General features: G+C 47.9%; 18 protein-coding genes, 2 pseudogenes and 1 other annotated feature. Of the genes and pseudogenes, 12 read left to right on the plus strand and 8 right to left on the minus strand.

Going from position 1 to position 22,193, the window contains the following annotated elements; all coding sequences use genetic code 11:
- Window positions 1–95: 95 nt before the first annotated feature.
- The 5 genes from asnS to ABXS70_RS08300 all read left to right on the plus strand — a co-directional run bounded on the left by asnS (window position 96) and on the right by ABXS70_RS08300 (window position 4,655).
- Entirely contained in the window at window positions 96–1,391 is a 1,296-nt protein-coding gene (gene asnS, locus ABXS70_RS08280; RefSeq protein WP_145331706.1) for an asparagine--tRNA ligase, read from the plus strand.
- A gap of 20 nt (window positions 1,392–1,411) precedes the next feature.
- The gene (locus ABXS70_RS08285; RefSeq protein WP_342551662.1) at window positions 1,412–2,116 is read left to right on the plus strand and encodes a DnaD domain-containing protein; all 705 of its coding nucleotides are present in this window, start codon (window positions 1,412–1,414) and stop codon (window positions 2,114–2,116) included.
- Between the two features lie 224 nt (window positions 2,117–2,340).
- On the plus strand, window positions 2,341–2,847 hold the full coding sequence (locus ABXS70_RS08290) for a sigma-70 family RNA polymerase sigma factor (RefSeq protein WP_342551661.1): 507 nt from the start codon (window positions 2,341–2,343) through the stop codon (window positions 2,845–2,847).
- Window positions 2,834–3,286, plus strand: a complete 453-nt coding sequence (locus ABXS70_RS08295; RefSeq protein ID WP_342551660.1) for a hypothetical protein — start codon at window positions 2,834–2,836, stop codon at window positions 3,284–3,286. The genes ABXS70_RS08290 and ABXS70_RS08295 overlap by 14 nt, the downstream gene beginning before the upstream one ends.
- 34 nt (window positions 3,287–3,320) lie before the next feature.
- Window positions 3,321–4,655: a multi-tm2 domain protein gene (locus ABXS70_RS08300; protein ID WP_342551659.1), complete on the plus strand. Its 1,335-nt coding sequence runs from the start codon at window positions 3,321–3,323 to the stop codon at window positions 4,653–4,655.
- Between the two features lie 151 nt (window positions 4,656–4,806).
- Here the strand turns inward: ABXS70_RS08300 and ABXS70_RS08305 are convergent, their stop codons facing one another.
- The 7 genes and pseudogenes from ABXS70_RS08305 to ABXS70_RS08335 all read right to left on the minus strand — a co-directional run bounded on the left by ABXS70_RS08305 (window position 4,807) and on the right by ABXS70_RS08335 (window position 12,236).
- Window positions 4,807–5,460, minus strand: coding sequence for a methylthioribulose 1-phosphate dehydratase (locus ABXS70_RS08305; RefSeq protein WP_342551658.1), 654 nt, complete (start codon window positions 5,458–5,460; stop codon window positions 4,807–4,809).
- A 2-nt stretch (window positions 5,461–5,462) separates the two neighbouring features.
- Window positions 5,463–6,139 (minus strand): annotated as a pseudogene (locus ABXS70_RS08310) (2-hydroxy-3-keto-5-methylthiopentenyl-1-phosphate phosphatase).
- Window positions 6,136–7,359 (minus strand): 2,3-diketo-5-methylthiopentyl-1-phosphate enolase, encoded by a 1,224-nt coding sequence (locus ABXS70_RS08315; protein WP_366295225.1) that lies wholly within the window; start codon window positions 7,357–7,359, stop codon window positions 6,136–6,138. The pseudogene ABXS70_RS08310 and the gene ABXS70_RS08315 overlap by 4 nt, the downstream one beginning before the upstream one ends.
- On the minus strand, window positions 7,352–8,218 hold the full coding sequence (gene proC, locus ABXS70_RS08320; RefSeq protein ID WP_342551655.1) for a pyrroline-5-carboxylate reductase: 867 nt from the start codon (window positions 8,216–8,218) through the stop codon (window positions 7,352–7,354). The genes ABXS70_RS08315 and proC overlap by 8 nt, the downstream gene beginning before the upstream one ends.
- Window positions 8,219–8,255: 37 nt before the next feature.
- A complete protein-coding gene (locus ABXS70_RS08325; RefSeq protein WP_342551654.1) occupies window positions 8,256–9,503 on the minus strand; it encodes a glutamate-5-semialdehyde dehydrogenase in 1,248 nt (415 codons plus the stop codon).
- Window positions 9,504–9,539: 36 nt separating this feature from the next.
- Window positions 9,540–10,643: a glutamate 5-kinase gene (gene proB / locus ABXS70_RS08330; RefSeq protein WP_342551653.1), complete on the minus strand. Its 1,104-nt coding sequence runs from the start codon at window positions 10,641–10,643 to the stop codon at window positions 9,540–9,542.
- Window positions 10,644–10,724: 81 nt separating this feature from the next.
- Window positions 10,725–10,939: a binding site (T-box leader), on the minus strand.
- Between the two features lie 87 nt (window positions 10,940–11,026).
- Window positions 11,027–12,236, minus strand: a pseudogene (locus ABXS70_RS08335) (pyridoxal phosphate-dependent aminotransferase).
- Between the two features lie 243 nt (window positions 12,237–12,479).
- On the opposite strand from ABXS70_RS08335, the gene ABXS70_RS08340 reads away from it, so the two are divergent.
- From ABXS70_RS08340 to ABXS70_RS08355, 4 genes are all read left to right on the plus strand, one after another.
- Window positions 12,480–13,517: an ABC transporter substrate-binding protein gene (locus ABXS70_RS08340; protein WP_342551651.1), complete on the plus strand. Its 1,038-nt coding sequence runs from the start codon at window positions 12,480–12,482 to the stop codon at window positions 13,515–13,517.
- A 272-nt stretch (window positions 13,518–13,789) separates the two neighbouring features.
- Entirely contained in the window at window positions 13,790–15,415 is a 1,626-nt protein-coding gene (locus ABXS70_RS08345; RefSeq protein ID WP_366295228.1) for an AraC family transcriptional regulator, read from the plus strand.
- Window positions 15,416–15,484: 69 nt separating this feature from the next.
- Window positions 15,485–16,297, plus strand: coding sequence for a carbon-nitrogen family hydrolase (locus ABXS70_RS08350; RefSeq protein ID WP_366295230.1), 813 nt, complete (start codon window positions 15,485–15,487; stop codon window positions 16,295–16,297).
- 107 nt (window positions 16,298–16,404) lie between these two features.
- Window positions 16,405–16,587 carry a hypothetical protein gene (locus ABXS70_RS08355; protein WP_366295232.1) on the plus strand — a complete coding sequence of 61 codons (183 nt, stop codon included), beginning with the start codon at window positions 16,405–16,407 and terminating at the stop codon, window positions 16,585–16,587.
- Between the two features lie 509 nt (window positions 16,588–17,096).
- On the opposite strand, the gene ABXS70_RS08360 is transcribed toward ABXS70_RS08355, so the two are convergent.
- Window positions 17,097–18,029 carry a LysR family transcriptional regulator gene (locus tag ABXS70_RS08360; RefSeq protein WP_342551648.1) on the minus strand — a complete coding sequence of 311 codons (933 nt, stop codon included), beginning with the start codon at window positions 18,027–18,029 and terminating at the stop codon, window positions 17,097–17,099.
- Between the two features lie 371 nt (window positions 18,030–18,400).
- Between ABXS70_RS08360 and leuC the strand changes: the two genes are divergently transcribed.
- The 3 genes from leuC (at window position 18,401) to ABXS70_RS08375 (ending at window position 22,097) form a co-directional block, all read left to right on the plus strand.
- A complete protein-coding gene (gene leuC / locus ABXS70_RS08365) occupies window positions 18,401–19,822 on the plus strand; it encodes a 3-isopropylmalate dehydratase large subunit (RefSeq protein WP_342556375.1) in 1,422 nt (473 codons plus the stop codon).
- A 32-nt stretch (window positions 19,823–19,854) separates the two neighbouring features.
- Window positions 19,855–20,457, plus strand: coding sequence for a 3-isopropylmalate dehydratase small subunit (leuD, locus tag ABXS70_RS08370; protein ID WP_342551647.1), 603 nt, complete (start codon window positions 19,855–19,857; stop codon window positions 20,455–20,457).
- Between the two features lie 233 nt (window positions 20,458–20,690).
- Window positions 20,691–22,097 carry an N-acetylmuramoyl-L-alanine amidase family protein gene (locus tag ABXS70_RS08375; protein ID WP_342551646.1) on the plus strand — a complete coding sequence of 469 codons (1,407 nt, stop codon included), beginning with the start codon at window positions 20,691–20,693 and terminating at the stop codon, window positions 22,095–22,097.
- Window positions 22,098–22,193: the final 96 nt, after the last annotated feature.

The raw sequence follows: 22,193 nt of genomic DNA on the forward strand, positions 1-22,193 counted from the left end.
GTAAAGTAAATACAGGATGACAAGGAAGTGCAGAGGACAGGGTCGAACCTGTCCGCTGCATTTTCAAATTTATGGAACCAAGGGGAGATATGGGCATGGATACGAATTGTGTAATTCGTAATGTGAATGAGCATGTGGGTGAAACCGTAACGATCGGCGCCTGGATTAACAACAAGCGTTCCAGCGGTAAAATTCAGTTTTTGCAGCTGCGGGATGGAACCGGATATATTCAGGGTGTTGTTGTAAAGAGTGAAGTTAGCGAAGACATCTGGAATGATGCCAAAAGCCTGACACAGGAAAGTTCTGTCTATGTGACAGGTATTATCCGTGAAGAGCCGCGCAGTGCTTCCGGATATGAGATGACGGTTACCGGCGTGCAAATCATTCACCTCACGGAAAACTATCCGATTACACCGAAAGAACACGGTGTTGATTTCTTGATGGATCATCGCCATCTGTGGCTTCGTTCTACCAAGCAGCGGGCCGTAATGGTGATACGTGCAGAGATTATCCGCGCGGTTCAGCAGTTTTTTGATGGTAACGGATTCACGCAGGTGGACCCGCCGATCTTGACACCTTCATCTGCTGAAGGAACGACCAACCTGTTCCATATTAAGTATTTTGATGAAGATGCGTATCTGACGCAAAGTGGACAGCTGTATATGGAAGCCGCAGCCATGGCTCTGGGTAAAGTCTACTCCTTCGGTCCAACATTCCGTGCAGAGAAATCCAAAACACGCCGTCACCTGATTGAGTTCTGGATGATCGAGCCGGAGATGGCATTTGTCGACCATGAAGAAAGTCTGCGCGTACAAGAGAAATTTATCGCACATGTCGTTCAATCTGTGGTGAAAAATTGCCGCGCCGAACTGGAATCCATCGGACGTGATGTTTCCAAACTGGAAGGCATCACGGCTCCGTTCCCGCGTATTACGTATGACGAAGCGATTGAGTTCCTGAATGGACAAGGTTTTGACATTCCTTGGGGAGAAGACTTTGGTGCGCCGCATGAAACAGCGATTGCCGAGAAATACAACACGCCTGTATTTATCACCCACTATCCGGCTGGAATCAAAGCATTTTATATGAAACCGGATCCGAATCGCCCTGAAGTTGTTCTGTGTGCCGACATGATTGCACCAGAAGGTTATGGTGAGATTATTGGTGGTTCACAGCGTATCGATGATCCGGAATTGATGCAGCAGCGTTTTGAAGAGCACAACCTTTCGGATGAAGCGTACCAGTGGTACTTGGATCTGCGTAAATACGGATCGGTTCCTCACTCCGGTTTCGGTCTGGGATTGGAGCGGACGGTAGCTTGGATCTGTGGACTTGACCATGTTCGTGAGACCATCGCATTCCCTCGTATGCTCTATCGCCTGTACCCTTAATGCTGAACGGCAAAGAGCATATGGAAGACATGTCCTCCAAAGCATGGTTAAGTGGTGCAGCCTATGGTATGGCCGCAGGCACAGCGTGGGTGCCGTATGCTTTATTACGTTTTTATCATCAGCTGGGTTTATCCGATACAGAGGTACTGCTTCTGATCCAGCTGCTGGGATTCCGTCAGGCAGAATTCAACGAATTTCCAACGCTTGAAGAGCTTGCGTTACGGATGGGACTTGCTCCCGAAGGCATTGCGAGAATGCTGCAGCGGCTGATGCGGGACGGTTATATTACCATCGATGAACATCGTGACGAAGAACGGGATATTCAGTATGAGCGGTATGACCTGAACGGTTTATATGCCAAGCTGGCTGTGTGTACTGCGGAAGAAGCAGCGCATATCCGGTCGGAGCAGCAGAAAAGGAATACTTCACGTCCAGATTCGAACAGTGTTCAAAAAGAAGAGGAAGAACGAAATATGTTCTCTATTTTTGAAAAAGAATTTGGCCGGCCTCTTTCGCCAATGGAATGTGAGACCATATCCAGCTGGCTGGATCAGGACCGTTATCAGGAAGAGCTGATTCTAATGGCTTTGAAGGAAGCTGTTTTTGCAGGAAAAGTGCACTTCCGGTATATTGATCGAATCCTGCTGGAGTGGAGCAGGAATCGGGTTAAAAATGTGCAGGATGCCAAAGCGTATACGCAGCGTTTCCGTAATGGGGGACGTTAATAAGAGAAACAGGCCAGAAATCATTCTGTGCCTGTTTTTTTGATGTCATCATTATCCTAATACAACCGGGTCCTTTCATGATGTATAGGTATGTTATTATAAAAAAATTAAACATTCGTGCAGGGGTCAGCTGACCAGCTGTCGTCTATTTAAGTGGAGAGGAGGGGAGAGTTATTGATGAAGCGCTAATAATTGAACAAATCCGTCAAGGAGATGCATCCAAGATGCGTGTTCTGATCGACAAATACAGTCAGCATGTTTATCATGTTGCGTATTCTGTACTGCGTAATGACCAGGATGCACAAGATGCTGCTCAGGAGGCGTTCATTCAGATCTACAAATCTCTCCCCGATTACCGGTCCGAAGGTTTCAAAACGTGGATAACCCGGATTGCCTTTCATAAGGCCATCGATGCCAAACGCAGGCTGGGCAGAAGAAGTGCTGAAGATTTGGGCGGAGAAGAAAAGATCGTGAACCTGCCTGGGCGGGATGAAGACGTTCTATCCCGTGTTATTCGCAAAGAACGGCAGGAGATTCTTCGCAAAAAAATCGACCAGCTGCCTCCCCAGCATCGGGATATCATCACCGCGTATTATCTGAGTGAGAAAAATTATGAACAAATTGCTCATGAGGCCCAGGTTGCTGTAAAAACGGTTGAGTCAAGGTTATACCGAGCCAGGCAGTGGATTCGAAATCATTGGAAGGAGGAGGAGTGGCGTGAGTACAAATGAGGTATACACTGTTCGGCAGTGGAGTGATTATATCGAGGGTCGACTCACTGAAAGAGAAGCCGTTCGGATGGAGCAGTTTCTTCTTCATGAACCCGATGCGATGCAGCACTATCTCGAAGCTTTGGGGTTGAAGCAGGACTACCCTGAATTAACGAATCCGGTTAACTTTACCGATACCGTGATGAACCGAATCGAGAATCTGCCTACTGCAGGCAAAGCACGTAAGTCCCGTGGTGGAAGAAACCGCCGATGGTTTGAGCACAGAACATTTCATTACGCCGTAGCAGCCTGTTTGACATTGATTTTTCTTTCTTCCGGACTGTTTGACAAGGTAGCTCCTTATCATAAATTCCAAGAAGGCGACGCAGCAGGCTCGTTTACTGAGAAATGGACCGAGGCAGCTGCCTCATGGCTCGATAACTTCAAGCCCAAACCTTGAATGGTTGTTTGTATAGGGCCTGATACAGAAAGGAATGACGACTGTGCATTCAGATCGTAATAAACTACTTGCATTTTTATTAAACCTGTTTCCCGGACTGGGATTTCTATATTGGCGGCGTACTGTCCGGGCTGTCGTTTACCCGTTGTTATTTTTCGGAACGGGCATTGGTTTTTTTATGCTGGCCTTTCTGACCCACGAGAAAGATTTATTAATTGTCGGCCTGTTAGGCGTCATCTTTTTCTGGTGTCTGAGTATGCTGGACATGATCATTGTGCTGCTTTCCGCCCAGCCAGTCCAAGAAACGTATTACAGCGCGCCGGGCATCTATTATGGTCCTCCCGATCCGCGGCAGGGACAGGTCAACCAGGGAGCTTATGATGTCAGGCAGTCACCGCTGGAATCGCGAACGGAGGAAGACATGCATCATCAGGATGGACAGGGTCAGCCTGGATATACCGGATATCCCCGCGATGCCTATACTCAGCCTCAGCCGATGTACCAAAAAGGCAGTGAAGGGGAACGATTCTTTACCATTTTGCTTTCTTTCGTACCCGGTCTTGGGCATATGCATCTTGGATTGCTTCACCGCGGTTTGTCCTTCCTGATCGCGTTTTTTGGATCATTTGCGATGATGGTTTTTGTATCCGCCATTACGAACGAATCTGTATTTTTAATGTTTCTTCTCATTCTGCCTGTGATCTGGGTATACTGCATGTTTGATGCGGTCCAGCATGTACATCGCAAGCAGGCAGGTGAAGTGCTGCAGGATCGAACGTTGTTCGAAGAGCTGGAAACAGGCAAAATCATGGGTCGGCGCAGCAAAGTGCTGGCGACACTGCTTTCCGCTTTTCCGGGAGCAGGACATATGTATCTCGGTCTGCAGAAGAGAGGCCTGCAGCTGATGTTTCTTTTCTTAGGGAGTATCTATATACTGGATCTGCTTCGCTTGTCTGTATTTCTGTTTATGATTCCGCTGATCTGGTTCTACAGCTTTTTCGATGGACTTCAGTGTTCCAGTCGTTATGGACGAGAACCGCTGAGTGATCAGCCTATATTCAAAGACTGGGTCCGTCACCAGCGTTTAATCGGATTCGGGATTGCAGCTCTCGGCCTGTACTATTTAACGATTCGCCTGATTATTCCGCAGCTGAATGAGCTGTTCCCGAACGTGTTCCTGACATATGAGATACGTTCCCATTTAAATACAGTGATTGTTTCACTGCTTCTGATCTTTGGTGGGGTGAAGCTGTTATTAGGGAATAAGCGTCAGACAGCAGCGGGTACCGGCTTGTCAAGTACCAGCGGCACGAAGGATGACGAATTGGAGAGTTTGTTCCTGTTCAAGGATCAGGATAAAAAATCGTAATGTTTATCATGGTTCCCAAAAATCATTTCCAAAGTTATTTCTAAATTAAAAACACACCGGGCTGACCAACAGCCATAGGTGTGTTTTTCTATATTTTTATTAAATTCACGCTGAATCATTGAAGTACGCAGTCTGATCCAACCGCAGCGTGTTACTTCGATGCACCTTTCAGCAGCAGCTGGCGGTACATCACCTCAAACAAAAATTCAAAGGCTTCCAGGTGACGTTTTGCTTCAAATGCATCCCTGCCCCATGCATAGATTCCATGGTTGCGGAGCAGAATTCCAGGAACACTTGCGTCCAGCGCACCTGGCACAAGTTCAGCGATGGAAGGAATATGTGCAAAGTTCGGCAGCACAGGTACACGAATGGCCGCATTTTCCTCCCAAATGTTAAAGGCCTTGATCAATTCGATTCCTTGAATCGGCACATGGCCCTGATCACCGAAAAATTCGCTGATCAGATTGTTATATACGGTATGCACATGAAACACTGCGCCGCAGCCGGTCAACCGATAAATTTCACAGTGAATCAGCGTTTCGGCGCTGGGTTTCAAGGTAGTGGCTTCAATCGCTTTGCCTTCTTTATCAACAAAAAGGAAATCTTCGGGCGTGCGAAGAGACTTGTCTTTGCCTGAGGCGGTAACTGCGAAATAAAACTGTTCCGGGTCAAACTCCCCCACCCGCATCGACAGATTGCCGCTTGTCCCCGGAAACCAGTTTCGGCTCGCGAACAATGCTTTGACATCAGCCAGTTCTTCAAGAACCTGGCGTTTATGTTCAAGTGTAATCTTTTCAAAACCCATGTCTACAGCACTCCTTGTGATTGCTTCTGCTTCATATCTTCGATGATGTCATAAAAGGTTGTGAAAGGTACATGATCCACACCGAGTTCCACGCACTTATCCGTCAGGATTGAGCGAGAATAGACCAGGTCCGCTATTTTAGCACCTTCAAAGTCTGTCAGACTGTCTCCGATGAGAATGCGGTTATATTCGTTTTCAGGGAATGTTCGAATTACGGTCGTCTTACACATCCCGCAGCCGTTCTCACAAGGTGGCTGACAGGGATGAGGCCATTCAATGCGAATGTATTCGCCTGAGAAGTCTGCGCCGTTGCAGTACACATGATCCTGGGGAATATCAAAAGGAGCGAGTAACGGCTCAATGAAAAAGTCCATGCCGCCGCTGGTTACATTAAATTCAATGCCTTCACTTCGAACATATTCCAAAAATGCAGCAAACCCTTCGCGAATACCCGCTTGTCCAAGTACAAATTCAACAATCTCGTCTTTTTGCGACGAGGCAGCAGCGCAAACATCGCGCCGACACCTTCACGCAGAGAAACCTTTTGTTCAATAGTATCTTTCATAATGGCATCAATGCCTTCAGGTTTAAAGTGTTTCATGATCGCAACGATGTTGTCGGAGAGTGTAATCGTTCCGTCAAAGTCACAAAAGATCGCTGTTTTTTTATGACTTCTCATCGCTCGCCACCCCATAGATCCAGTGCGCTTTTCAGTTCTGGATGATCGGCTGCGTATTGGGCGAGTGGAATGGAGCGTCCTGCGGCTTCAATCGCCTGCAGAAAAGCACGTCCGCCTGCCTCGGTTCCCATTGGATGTCCATGAATCCCGCCCCCGGCATTGACGATCACATCTTTGCCAAAGTCTCTTAGAATCATCGGCACAAGCCCTGGATGAATGCCGGCAGATGGTACAGGCATGCTTGTTCTTACCGTCAGGTGCGGTGTAAGCAGCTGCTCTGTGATCGCCATGTTTTCTTCCTTCGGCATAGTGACAGAGCCATAAGGTGAAGGGAAGAGCACAAGATCAGCACCAGCGAGGCGCATCAGCTGTCCCAATACCACGGAGGCAGCAATACCGTAATGCGGCGAAGGGTACAATGCACCAGCGAGTGCCGGGTGAGCCATAATCGGCACGTTGATATCGGGATCACTGCTTAGTTCATGCAGTACATCATAACCGTAGGACAGTACATTAAAGAGCAGTGCGTTAGCTCCTGCACCAATTGCGCGTTCAGCCTGCTGCTTTAATCGGGAGGTAGGACCCGTCAGATTGGCTGCATACAGAAGCTTTTTGCCTGTTTCCTGGCGAGCCTGCTCGGCTGCCTTCATACAGACCTCAACTCTTTTTTCGATCGGAGTCAGTTTGTTCTCAAACAAAATTTCATCATCCTTGATGAGATCAACTCCGCCAAGGGCCTGACGAATAAATTGTTCACGCAGTTCATCAGCATTAAGTCCGATGACGGATTTAAAAATACTCATGAGCAGCGGCCGGTCATGCACGCCAAGCAGGTCACGAACACCGTTCAGGCCAAACTTAGGTCCAGGGAATGCGCGCAGGAAGCTATCCGAGAAACCAAGATGCTGCAGTTTGATTCGTCCATCCATCGAGATTTTGCCGAAGACGGTCACCAGCAGCGCAGGGATATCCCGGCTAAAGTTGATATCCGGATAACCAATGGTAATGTCTGCGTAACGCTCGCCAGAAGGCGAGTCGTTGGCTTCCTTAACCTCAACCTTGAGTACTTCGCCCAAGTGCTTCTGCATCGCATCACGCTGCGCCTGAGGAAGCTCGGTCCAGCTGCCTACAGTCATGCCGATGGCGATGGATTGGGCCTTTTTGTGAAAATCAGCATGATCATCATGCAGACGATATGTGGCGGTACACATATTATTCATGTTTTAAATCTCCTTCCAATGCAGCTCCCATCTCACGCGAGCGCTCTGCACAGCGGTTCACGGCTGCAATCACATTTTCAAAGAAGTCACCTTCATCCAGCGTTTTGAGAGCAGCCTGCGTTGCACCTCCTGGGGAGGTGACATCACTGCGAAGTTTCATCGGTTCAAGACCAGTCTGCTGCACCATGCGTGCAGCACCGAGTACGGTCTGCACGGTTAGATCACGAGACTGCTGGCTGGACAAACCGCCGCGAATTCCGGCTGCAATCATGGCTTCCATCAGATAGTACACATAAGCTGGGCCGCTGCCGGATATCCCGGTAAGCACTTCGAGTTTATCTTCCGGTACGATGGTTACGATTCCTACAGCTTCAAAAAGTGTCATGACTGTACTGCGCTGTTCATCCGTAATCTCTGCAGAGAAAGCAAGTCCGGTTGCTCCAAGTCCGATCGTACTGGACGTATTAGGCATCGTTCTTGCAATCGGCTGTTTGCGTCCGAGCAGACTCTGCATCGTACGAATGGACAGTCCGGCAATAACGGATACGATCAGCTGGTCCTTAGACAACAGCGGCCCCAGTTCACGCAGCGCGGCTGCGGCATCTTTTGGTTTCATACACAGTACAATAACCGGGGATGCGGCAAGAAGATCCAGCGATTGTGAAGCCGTTCCGGTATGAACAGCGTAGCGGGTGCCGAGCTCCTCCTGCCGTTTCAGATTGCTGCGATTCAGCATGGTAATATCCTGAGGACGAACGACAAGACGGGAAATGAGTCCACGCACGATGGCTTCAGCCATCGCGCCTGCCCCGTGGAAAGTAATCTTTTGCTGTAATAATGTCTGCTGCTCTTGGCTCATAATTATCGTTCCTCCTAAATAACTGGTGTTTCTAATATTATTGACGAATCTGGCCGTTACCCGTAATCCGGTATTTACTGGAGGTTAACGCAGGCAGTCCCATCGGACCGCGTGCATGAAGTTTTTGTGTACTGATTCCGATCTCCGCACCGTACCCGAACTCAAATCCGTCAGTGAAACGAGTCGAGGCATTGTGATAGACAGCTGCTGCATCGACTTCATGCATAAAGCGTTCAGCATGAGCTGTGTCCCGGGTTACGATACATTCGGAGTGTTTGGTTCCATAGTGTGCAATATGCTGCAGTGCTTCATCCAGATCGTTCACAATGCGAATGTTCAAAATATAATCGTTATACTCGGTTGCATAATCTTCCTCTGATGCTTCAAGCGCTGTCGGAACAAGGCGGCGAACGTTTTCACAGCCTTTAAGAACCACATTTGCTTCACGGAAACGCTCGGCCAGTGATGGGAGATGTTTTGCCGCATACGCTTCATGCAGCAGCAGGGTTTCCATGGAATTACATACCGATGGGCGCTGTGCCTTGGCATTGATCGCGATGTCTGCGGCCATCACATCATCCGCCGACTCATCGACATACGTATGACAGATGCCAGCACCCGTTTCGATGACGGGTACCGTTGCGTTGGCGACGACAGTACGGATAAGAGATGCACCGCCGCGCGGAATGATGACATCCAGCAGACCGTTCAGTTTGAGCATTTCGTCAACAGATGCACGGTCTGCGTCTTCCACAAGCTGCAGTGCATCCGCAGGCATAGCGGTTGCTGCAAGTGCCTGATGCAGCACCTCGACAATTTTCCGATTGGAGGACAGCGCAGAAGAACCGCCGCGCAGCAGCACTGCATTGCCTGTTTTAAGGCAAAGTCCTGCTGCATCAACCGTTACATTAGGACGAGCTTCATAGATAATGCCGATTAGGCCGATAGGCACTCTTAATTTTTCGATATGCAGACCATTGGGACGTGTAAAAGTTTCGAGCACTTCGCCGACTGGATCAGGAAGTTCTGCAATTTGCCGCAGGCCTTCGGCAATACCTGCTATACGTTCTTTGTTCAATGCAAGCCGGTCGAGCATCGATTCGGGCGTCCCTTGTTCTCTGCCGCGATCCAAATCTTCTGCATTGGCGGAAATGATGGCATCAGAGGCTGCAATCAAGGCGTCAGCCATAACGCGCAGTGCAGCGTTTTTCTGTTCGGTAGTCAGTCGGTTCAGTTCGTTCACGACAGATTTGGCTCTGCCGGCTTTTTCTCGCACTTCACTCATTTTGAATTCCTCCTCTAAAATTAAATATAAAAGTTGTTATTTTAAGGTAATCCATTCATCCCGATGAATCACTTCAAGCCTATGGATGCTGTTCAGCTGTTTCATAACCTCACCGCTCGGCAGGCCTGCGATCTGACGAAGCTGATCATCATCATAATTGACGATACCGCGACCCAGGAGCGTTTCATCTGGACCCTGTACTTCGACTACGTCTCCGGCATGGAAGGTTCCCAGTACACGCTTCACGCCTACAGGAAGCAGACTGTGACCGCCATGAACCAATGCTTCTTCGGCGCCCTGATCCACAACGACCGTACCGAGTGGAGTGGACATAAAGCCGAGCCACTGCTTTTTACGGGAGAGAGAAGCCAGTTTTGTTTCAAAATACGTGCCTTTGCCTGTTCCATCGACCGCCAGCTGCAGATCCCCAGGTTCTTTTACACTTCCGACAAATACGGGTACGCCTCCGCGTGTAGCCACTTTGGCTGCATCGACCTTGGAGCGCATCCCGCCTGTACCCACAGATGATCCCGAGCCCCCCGCATACGCGTATATCTCGGCTGTGATTTCAGGGATACGATCATAGCGTTTGGCCGCCGGATCTTTGCGTGGATCTGCTGTGTACAATCCATTGGTATCTGTGACAATAACAAGGTGCTGTGCCTTGACCAGGTTGGCGACCAATGCAGATAGCAGATCGTTATCGCCAAATTTCAATTCGTCAACAGACACGGTATCATTTTCGTTAAAAATCGGAATGACACGCTGTTTCAGCAGTTCTTCTACAGTCATGCCTGCATTTCCCATCCGCTTGCGGCTGTGAAAGTCAGTACGAGTTAATAGGATTTGTGCCGTAGTAACGCGGTGCGCTGCAAAAGCCTGTTGATATGCCTGCATCAGCAGAGCCTGACCGACAGCGGCAGCTGCTTGTTTCTCATGTAACGGTTTGGGACGCTGCGGGTATCCAATCTCCCGAAATCCGGCGGCAACTGCACCGGATGTAACGAGCAGCACTTCATGGCCCTGTGCTGACAGGGAGGCAATTTCATCTGCAAAAAATGAGATTGCCCGACGATCCAAACCGCCTTCTTCGGTTGTCAATGAGCTGCTCCCGATTTTAACGACAATACGTGAGGTCATGATTTCACTTCCTTAAACATAGTTAATCAGCGATGATGAAGCAGCCTATTCAGGTACAAAAAAAACTCTCATCCTTTGGTAAAAAAGGACGAAAGTTCGTTACTTCCGCGGTACCACCTTTATTGATGATCAGATCATCCGGCTTCATGCCCTGTAACAGAAGGCACTGTCCTGTTCACAACAGGCCGCTCAGGGGTAGGTTTCGGAGAGAAGCCGCGGTAAATTCTTGCAGCCAGATGGAATTTACTCTCTGTGCGCAGCTGGTTCTCTCTTACTGGTCCCGTCATCACGTTTCGTTCTCATTATTTCTTATAACATACCATGGAAACTTGGCATATGCAAAGGGATTGTATTCACGTGTTTGCCAGAAGAAACCTCGAGGCTTACTTGAACAGATGAAGCTTGCCTATTCGCTCTGCCGCTTCACGCAGCCGGTGCTCATCACTCAGAAGACCTACACGTACATAACCTTCCCCATGGGAGCCAAAACCGATCCCAGGCGCGACAGCAACCTTTGCTTCTCGCAGCAATATGTCCGTCAAACCAGCAGATGTATAACCGTCAGGCACAGGCAGCCAGCCAAAAAATGAACCTTCCGGCTTAGATGCTTTCCAACCGATGTCGGAAAGGGCATCATAGAACGCATTTCGGCGGGATTCATACCGCGCAACCAGCGAAGTCACGCAATCCTGCGGGCCGGTCAGAGCTTCTGCCGCGGCAGCTTGGATACCACCAAAAAGGCTGACATAAATATGATCCTGCAGCAGATTGATTTTAGAGATGATCTCAGCATTTCCCAGTGCGAATCCAACACGCCATCCGGCCATATTATATGTTTTGGATAATGTATAAAATTCGACGCCAACCTCTTTGGCTCCCGGGGCTTGCAAAAAGCTGACCGGACGATGCCCGTCATATCCGATGGCACCGTATGCAAAATCACTGGCAACGACAATCTTATGCTGCATTGCGAATTCTACAGTGTCCTCATAGAAGGATAGCGGAGCCGCAGCTGAAGTCGGATTATTTGGATAGTTCAGGAACATCAGCTTGGCCTTTTGCCGGTCATCGGCAGAGATCGCTTCGTAATCGGGCAGAAATGCGTTGCCTTGCAGTAGAGGCATAAAGCTCATACGCGCCTGTGCGAGAGCAACACCAGACCAATAATCGGGATACCCGGGATCGGGAACCAGACATACATCCCCGGGATTCAATAAGACTTGCGGTAATTGAACCAGACCGGTTTTACCACCAAAAAGAATCGCGATTTCGGTCTCGGGATCCAAGTCAACGTTGTAATCTTCTTTGTAGCGCTTGGCAGCAGCTTTCCTTTAGAAAGGCATACCCGCGAAACGGAGAGTATTTATGATAAAGCGGATTCTCAGCTGACTGCTGTAAGGATTGAATAATATGCGGTGGTGTAGGAGTATCGGGATTACCCTGCCCCAGATTGATGACATCATGACCGCTTGCAATCTCACGGTTCACATTTTGAACAAGGGTTGCAAAAAATTGCGTTGGCAGCTGAGACATGACATGTGCAGACGGGATTGGAAAGGCTGAAGAAGCAGGTCTATGTTCTGAATTCGTCATCGTATTTATCACTCCGGATATTCATTTATGGCAAAACGTTCTCATTAATTTATCACGCCAATCCCGAGCTGTATAGAGGGAGATAGAAGTGAGACAGGACATTTTGTACAAAAGAGAATTGGATCATTCAAGTTTGTCCATTGAGATCGGAAAAACGATAGTTTAAGATATTTTACGATAATGATAATCAATATCATTGTTATTCAAAAATCAGAAGCACATCTAACAGGGGGAGAAATAGAGATGCAAAGCAAGTTCCAAAACAAATTCCAAGACAAATTCCGAAATACGGCAGTTGTATTGACGGCCACAGCTTTATCTGTTCTGCTGCTCGCATGTGGAAATCAGACAACAGCACCAGCAGGGCCGGAAAATCAAACTGCTTCAGCGATAAACCAGGCAGGAGGAGGCACCGACAATGGGAAGCAGCTTGCGGCCGATGAGGGGAAAACAGTGCAGACAAAGCAGTTCAAAGATTGGACAGGTCATAATGTGACCGTGCCTGTCAATCCTGAACGTGTAATCTATCATGGAGAAGTGACCGGGGATTTGGTCGCGCTTGGCGTTATTCCGGTAGGCATACTCCGGCAGGAGGGTATGGTATTTGATGATCAGGTCGCTGATGCGACAGATGTAGGATTTCCTATAAGTGTAGAGAAAGTGCTCGGGCTGAACCCGGATTTGATTATTTTCTCGAATAGCGATGAGGCTCAGTACGATCAGATTTCGAAGATTGCACCTACGGTAACCTTTAATTCATTTGCACCACTGGAGGATCGGTTGAGAACTCTGGGCGATTTGTTAAACAAGAAACAAGAGGCTGAAGAATGGATTATTGCGAACAAAAAAGCTGCAGAGGACATGTGGAAGCAGCTTCATCAGAATGGTTTGAAAGAAGGAGAGACGGCATCGGTATTTACGATGTATCCGGGAAATCGTCTTTTTGTAATGGCTGGAGCGGGACTGCCTCAGCTGTTATATGGCAAAGATGGCCTGAAGCCTACACCTGAAGTTCAGAAGTTACTGGACGATGAGATGGGATTCGCCGAGATTTCTATGGAGAAGATGACAGAAATTGCAGGGGATCGGATATTCGTCCTTGACCCTGTAACGGATGACGCGAGAAAGTCGACCAGTGAATTACTAAACAGTTCCGTATGGAAAAACCTGCCTGCAGTTAAAGCTGGCAGAGTGTATCGCTTGGATATTGTCAAAGCTTCAGGTGATGCAATGTCGAGAGAATGGCTGCTGAAAGAGCTGCCAAAACAGATGATTTACTAAGGAATGATCATACGCGGCGGATACCAGGATAACGAATCTTCAGACTCCAATTGTACTGGACGAGATTTCAAATGAATGAAATATACAGAGAGCGTTCAACTTTTGTTGAGCGCTTTTATACTCTGTGGTCCCAGCTAAGCATGCGTCTTCCGGTCAGGGAGTTAACACAAATGGATCTGGAACAGTAAACAGCACTCGACTATAATAAATTCATAGAAGACTTTAGTGATAATAATTCTCATTGAATACCAGGCACCAAGAGGTGGATTTATATGAAGACAATAGATATGAATGGTGATGAGTTATTCTTCTCGGCTTTCATGTTTCGGCTGAATCATATACAGCAGCGAATCGAAATATCGGATCAGATTATGCTTGAGGTACAGTGTGATAAACATACATTTTTAATCTGTGAAGAAGGGGAAGCGTGCTTATTCATTGGAAAGGAACACTGGCCATTTGCTGCAGGATGTATCTATCCGATTTCCCCCGATGAGGCATACCAGCTTGAACACAGAAATTCAAAAGAATTAGCATATACGATTGTGAAATATGATGTGTTCCAATGGTTATCAACTCATATGCTGAAGTATGCAGGGCCCTTGTTCCCAAAACGGAATCAATTAAACGGTCCTGGGTCTCCCTCTTTCAACGGGGAACTTAAAGAATTATATGAGGCACGGAGTTATAGAAACGACGCTGAGTACAGTCACTTGAACACTTTGTTCCAACGCTGGATGGAACGGATTATTACACTTTACTCGTCAACGGATACAGAGCCGTCTCAGGAATCCGGATTAGCCAGTACCATTCAGTACATCGATGAGCATTACTCCGAAGAGATTTCCGTCCAGAAGCTTGCCGCTATGGCCGGCATTCGTTCTGCTGCATACACGACAATGTTCAGACGGCGAACAGGACATAAACCGCTTGATTATGTTAATCATGTGCGTATCCAGCATGCCAAAGAATGGCTGCGCACGACGGATGATCCTTTGCGTGATATTGCGGGTCGTGTCGGATTCAAAGATGAGTATTATTTCAGCAGACGTTTTCGCCAGATTACCGGATTATCCCCACGACAGTATGACCGATCGATTCAGCAGCAGACGCTGGTCCAGGATTGGCTCGGGCATGATGTACTTATTCCTTCAAATCCGGAACGAGTGATCTATTTGGGTCACACTTCGGGAGACTTGCAAGTATTGGGTATTCGTCTGCTTGAAGATCAGAGGGCTGAGGCAGTTACTACAATTAATGTCGAAAGAGCCGCTCGTCTGGAGCCGGATCTAATCATTGTGGATAGTGGAGATCAGCATCTGTATGAACAATTATCATGTATTGCACCTACACTGGCTTACAATTCTCATGCATCTCTTACGGAGCGTGTGACCAGAGCCGGAAGCTGGTTTGGCAGACAGTTACAGGTCAAACGATGGCTCAGCTTGTATGAGAAGCGTACAGTACGGATGTGGGAGAAGATTGGCCGGGTGATTCAACAGGGTGAAACAGCCTCTGTGCTCACATACCATCGCGGAGAACGATTGTTTGTGATGGGGAACATAGGACTTGCGCCTTTCCTATATCACCCGCTTGGCTTCAGACCGGTTCATAAAGTGCAGGAAGCACTCGAAGCGGGAAGAGCATATAAAGAAATTTCGGCCGAAACCGTTCAGGAGTATGCTGGAGACCATCTTTTCCTCATGCTGCCTCAGGAGCCAGCTGCGCGGCAGGCCACAGATACGTTGATACAAAGTCCAGCGTGGCGAACGCTTGCAGCTGTAAAAAGAGGTCGTGTGTACCATTTGGACGAATTGCTCTGGAATTCAGGGGATGCCCAGACGTGTGATCGGCTGTTGGACAGGCTGCCTGAATTGCTAGTTGGACATTTGCATTAATACAGGTTGCGAATTTTCAGGGGATCAAGCTATGATATCAAGTATTACGGTTCGGAGGAGTGTTGGGTCATGACTGGACAACAAGGAGAAATGCGGGTTGCCTTGATTCAAGGTGATATTAAGCTGGGAGATCCGGAAGCTAACCATAAACATATGCAGATGCTGCTGGAACGTGCAGTGCAGCAGTATCCGGATGTGAAGCTGGCTGTGCTTCCCGAGATGTGGAACACCGGATATGCATTGTCGCAAATTCATGAACTTGCTGACGTGGAAGGTGTCACATCTAGAAAGTGGCTGTCTGCTTTTGCCAAAAAACATCATATCTCGATCATTGGCGGCTCTATTGCCGAGAAGCGTGACGGACAGATTTACAATACAATGTATGTCTACAATGAGGAAGGTGAAGAGGTATCGCGTTACGATAAACTTCACTTGTTCCGACTGATGGATGAGGAGAAATATTTGGAGCCAGGTGTACAGCCTGAAATGTTTGAGCTTGGCAATGGTCTGACTGCCGGGGCATCGATCTGTTATGACATTCGTTTCCCGGAACTAGCGCGAACACTTGCTCTAAATGGTGCGCGTGCACTTATTGTGCCAGCTGAATGGCCAAATCCGCGTCTGCATCACTGGCGCACACTGCTGACCGCTCGGGCTATCGAAAACCAGATGTATGTCATTGCTTGTAACCGCGTTGGCACAGGGGGAGATACTGAATTTTTTGGTCACTCTCTGATTATCGACCCATGGGGCGAGATTGTGTCTGAAGGCGGCGAAGGAGAAGAAATTGTATCTGGAGTGATCCGTCCAGCGCTGGTGGATGAAGTCCGCGGCCGTATTCCCGTGTTTGAGGATCGCCGACCAAGTATTTATTTTAAATGAAATCTTTAAAAAGATAACAAAAAAGATAGAATTTTTGTATAAACTGTTTATCGCTCCAGGAGGCGGGTAATAATAACTATCCCGTCACCAAGGAGGATGATCAATCAATGGACAACCATGTGAAAGATACGCTCAGGAGACTGGAACAAGGTAACAGAAGGGTAGATCATTTGAGAGCATTCTTAGAGAATGGGACAGGAGGCTTATCACCCCCTGAAACGGTAGAGGATGAAGGCCGTACCATGGATCAACAGAACAGGCTGACAAGTGATCGGAATTTGCGAAGGTAAGGTTTAGAACGATATTTGTTCAAATCAGGATAGTGTAGGGAATACCACGAAGTGAAGCTGTAATCAAATTGAATGACAAAGTTTCTGTGCAGTATGCAGAGGTCGAATCAGACATTTTAAATAAGATGATGTTTTGCAAGTTGACGAAGTCAAAAGAATGATCCAAGCTAAAAATGGACAAGCAACAGTGTACTGGAACAAGAGACGCTGCACTGCTTCGAAAGATAAGTTTGACGTATGATCATGACTGGCGTGAACACTTTCAACGTAGAAGAAGTTCTATGAAGAGTGATGTTCCAGGCAAAGTTCTGGAATGCAGTCACGCGGTTAAGTATTTGTTGTTGCAATGCAGCATTCAGGTTAATCAAAGAGGCCAGTCGGAAACGACTGGCCTCTTTGATTGTTTATAGACTGACATCGATAAGCAGTTCTGAACCGCGAAAGGGGTGCGGACAGCTTTTTCGCATTGGTTGTGAAACTTCTATGACGCTGATTCATCGTTGAAGGGGTTATCCCGATACCATATCAGCCTTGGACAGTTCGGTCACGGTTTGTTGAAATGTTTTGATGAAGGCTTCTGCTGCTTTGGAAAGTACTCTCCCTTGACGGTAAGCAACAACGAGGGTACGGCTCGGAGCCGGATCGGCAAGGGGAACATAAACAGGAACGAATTCACTGCGCGGCGCACGGGCGATAAACCGGGGAACCAAGGTGATACCCATGCCTGTGGCTACCAGCGATTGCAGGGTTTCAATGTTGGTGCTCTCAAAAACAACCTGAGGGTCAAAGCCAGCCTGTTCGCAGAGATCAAATGTCAGCTTGCGGAAGCCCTGTCCTTTTTTTAGTACAACAAAGGGTTCATCGCGAAGTTCATCTATACGTACAGGTTCCAGATGACCTGGTGTTCCCCGCTGGGCCAAAGGGTGATTGGGCGGTACAGCCAAATCAATGCGCTCCTCGCCAATTTTAACGTAAGATAAACTGGGTTCCTGCAGAGGTAGAGAAAGCAGGCTGAGATCAGCTTTGCCGCTGGCGGTTAATTTTTCAAGTGTAATACCGGAGTCCTCAAGCAGTGTAACCTCAATATCAGGGTAGGCTTGCTGAAAGGCCGGGAGTACATGCGGCAGCAGATGAGAGCCGGTGATCGGCATACTGCCTACCACAACCTTGCCTTTTCGAAGCTGTGAAATATCCGACATCTCCTGGCGCAGCAGTTCCATGGCATCCACAATCTTCTGGGCCTGCTCCACAAAAGTAACGCCTGCGTGAGTCAGCTCAACCGTGCTCGTATTCCGTTGAAACAGCAGTACGCCCAGTTCCTTTTCCAACTTGGACAGCTGCTGACTGAGGGATGGCTGGGCAATGTGCAGTTTCTCCGCGGCCCGTGAAAAGTTCCGTTCGGCTGCAATCTGCAGCGTATATTGAAGTTGTCTGAATTCCATTTGTACATGTCATTCCTTTCATCGATAACATTATTATATCATTAAAGCGGAAAAAGTCGTGATTTAACCCGCAGAACCTACGTTTTCACTCCATATTTATAAAAGAATGGTTCAAAGCATTGACATGGCGGATGCATACATCTACTATAAGAATTATATGATAATGATAATTGTTATCAATCAAAACCTCTGTGTGCAGCAGTGGTTTATTGCTGTTTGTCTTATTATAGGTTTAACCTATTACATCTATAGATATTATATCTTGGAACAATGAAGGACGGGGTGATATATTAATGTCATTCAAGAGCTTCACTTTTTAGACGGATACACGAGGCTCTTCCAAGGACCGAACTTATGATGAGGTGAAAATGATGAGTAAAAAAACGATGTTTGAGAAAATTTGGGAAAACCATGTGATTCATCAGGAAGAAGGAAAACCAAGCATCCTGTATATTGATCTGCATCTGGTGCATGAAGTAACATCCCCGCAGGCGTTTGAAGGACTTCGTCTGAGCGGTCGTAAAGTACGCCGTCCAGAGCTGACATTTGCAACAATGGACCACAACGTGCCAACGAAGGATCGTTTCAACATTACAGATCCGATCTCCAAACAGCAAATTGACACCCTATCTCAGAACTGCCGTGATTTCGGTGTGAAACTGTATGATCTGGACACGATCGATCAAGGCGTTGTACACGTTATGGGACCTGAGCTGGGCCTGACTCATCCGGGTAAAACGATTGTATGCGGCGACAGCCACACATCCACGCACGGCGCGTTTGGTGCACTGGCATTTGGTATCGGAACAAGTGAAGTGGAACACGTAATGGCTACTCAATGTTTGCAGCAGGCGAAAGCCAAAACGATGGAAGTTCGCTTTGTCGGCAAACGCAATCCGGGGGTAACGGCAAAAGATATGATTCTTGCGGTTATTGCCAAGTATGGCACAGATTTTGCAACAGGTTATGTTATCGAGTACACAGGTGAGTCTATCCGTGAACTGAGCATGGAAGAGCGTATGACGGTATGCAACATGTCCATTGAAGGCGGAGCAAGAGCGGGTATGATCGCACCAGACGAAACGACGTTTGAATATTTGCGTGGACGCGAATACGTGCCAGCGGGTGCGAAGTTCGACGAAGCTGTTGCAGCTTGGAAAGAGCTTGTAACAGATGAAGGCGCGGAGTTTGATCGCGTCGTTGAGATTGATGTGGAGTCCTTGATTCCGCAAGTAACTTGGGGCACAAGCCCGGGGATGGGAACAGACATTTCTTCGAAAGTTCCTGTACCTGCAGAGCTGCCTACTGAAAATGAACGTAAAGCTGCTGAGAAGGCTCTAGAATATATGGGACTCACTCCAGGAACGCCAATCTCCGAAATTCCGGTGGATTATGTCTTTATCGGTTCCTGCACAAACGGGCGGATTGAGGATCTTCGTGCAGCAGCAAAAGTTGCTAAAGGGCACACGGTTTCAAGTAATGTCACTGCTATTGTCGTACCTGGCTCCGGGCGTGTTAAAATTCAGGCAGAAAAAGAAGGTTTGGACAAAATCTTCACGGAAGCCGGTTTTGAATGGCGTGACGCTGGATGCAGCATGTGTCTCGCGATGAATCCAGACGTACTGCAGCCAGGACAGCGCTGCGCATCGACTTCCAACCGTAACTTTGAAGGTCGTCAAGGCCGCGGTGGACGTACGCATCTGGTTTCGCCAGCAATGGCAGCGGCAGCAGCGGTTAAGGGACATTTTGTAGACGTACGTGACTGGAATTTCAAAACAGAAGCGGTTATCTAACTTGAGAACGGCCAGAAGGGAGAACAGATAATATGGAAGCATTTAAAACACTGCAGGGCATCGTTGCACCGGTAGACCGGGTCAATGTAGATACAGACGCAATTATCCCGAAACAATTTTTGAAACGGATTGAACGTACCGGATTTGGACAATTTTTGTTCTACGAATGGCGTTTTGATGAAGAGGGGAATAACAATCCTTCCTTCGAAATGAATAAACCTCGTTATCAAGGGGCTTCGGTTCTGATTTCTCGTGCTAACTTTGGCTGCGGTTCTTCACGTGAGCATGCGCCTTGGGCGATCATGGACTATGGATTCCGTTGTGTCATTGCACCATCATTTGCGGATATCTTCTATAACAACTGTTTCAAAAACGGTATTCTGCCAATCAAGCTGTCGGAAGAGCAGGTCGAAGATCTGTTCCAGCGCACAGCAAATCATGAGAAATACGAGCTGAATGTGAATCTGGAAAATAAAACGATCACAGATGCATACGGACTGCATATCGATTTTGATTTGGATGAACACCGCCGTCAATTCCTGCTGCAGGGACTGGATGATATCGGTCTGACACTTCAGCATGATGATGAGATTACCGCTTATGAACAGCGTCACGCAGCCAAACTTTTTGGCTGATGAGCAGTTTAAATAAGGCCTCCATACGGCCAAGGAACACTTTGTTTCCTTGGCTCCGATGTGGAGGCTTTTTTATGCGGCTTTACGACTAAATATGACAACGTTGTAACCGGATCAATGGACAATATCTGATAGACTGGATAGTAGATTATGGCAGGTACATAACGTAAAACAGGCGTCGAAGCAGGACACAGATCGAACTTTCATAACTTAATAAGAATGGTGGATGACGTATGAAAAAATGGTCGGCAGCAGTCGTTTTTTTTCTGTTCCTTTGTCTTTTTCCGGTGATGGCTCATGCAGACCGTGCACCTTCGATCATGCTGGATGGAGTCGCCATCGATCAGAAGGCGGGTGCACCGGCGGAGAATATCGGCAAAACGGTTATGGTCCCGATTCGAATTGTATCCGAAAATCTGGGTTATGACGTGAAGTGGGAAAAGACCACTCAAACCGTGCACGTTCAGCGAGGCGGCAGTTCGATTGAAATGACTGCTGGGAAGGATGCGGCAACGGTTAATGGCACCGTGGTCAATCTGGACGCGCCTCCGCTGATCAAGCAGGGAACAACTCTGGTGCCTTTGCGTTTTGTAGGTGAAGGTATGGGCCTGCGGGTCGGCTGGGACAATGGAACCAAAACGGTCAGTTTGTTCAGCATCCCGCCCGTTGTGGATACGGTGCCCGATAGTGATCCGGTAGTGACTCCAGCTCCGGCTGGTTTGACCGAATTGCAAAGTATCAGCTTCAGCGGCGATCGCTTGATTGTGGCGACAAATGGAAGTATCAGTCCGAAAGTGTCCAGCATCAGCGGACCGGACCGAATCATCATTGATCTGCCCGATACCACCTTTTCACAGACTTTCGTGGACGGACAAGCCGCTGTACCAGACGGGAGCGGACAGATTGAAGTGGCCGATTCTTCTTTGGTTTCAAAAGTGCGATTCGCCATGTTCAGTCAGTCCCCATCCACCGTGCGAGTCGTTCTCGATTTGACTCAAAGCGCAGCAGCGAACTGGTCGCTCGGAGAGAAAAATGTGCTGCTCGTTGATCTCACAGCTGCAAACGGAACTTCGGGCAGCCAACCTGCACTGCCGGAAAATGACGGTAAAACAGTCGTTGTCATTGATCCTGGACATGGCGGGCGTCAGTCCGGTGCGGTCAGCGTAACAGGTGCCTATGAGAAAGATTTTAATCTGGCAGTAGGGCTTAAAGTGAAGGCGCTGTTGGAACAAAATACGAACATACAGACAGTCATAACACGTCAGGATGATACGGAACTCTCACTGCAGCAGCGAGTGGACATCGCCAAGCTGAACCAGGCCGATCTGTTTGTGTCGATACATGGAAACAAATTTACAACTCCTGTCCCGAACGGAATTGAAACACTCTACACGCGTAAAGAAAGCAGGACTCTTGCCGAGACACTTCACAAACATGTACTGCCTGTTACAGGACTTAAGGACCGCGGAGTTAAAGTAGCGAGCCTGCATGTGACTCGGGAAACAGCGATGCCTGCCGTGCTGCTTGAATTAGGGTTTTTAAGTAATCCATCCGATGAGGCACTTATGCTTTCAGAGTCATATCAGGATCAATGTGCTCAGGCGATTGTTGACGGAATTGCAGATTATTTAAGTTTGTAGAAGTCTTTTTTCGTAAATATGCAGATAGGGAAGCCCGTTGTTTCAAGATGCTTATTTGATAAATCAGGAAAAAATAAGACATTAAAATGTAAAAAA

The sequence above is a fragment of the Paenibacillus sp. AN1007 genome (assembly GCF_040702995.1).
GTDB lineage: Bacteria > Bacillota > Bacilli > Paenibacillales > Paenibacillaceae > Paenibacillus.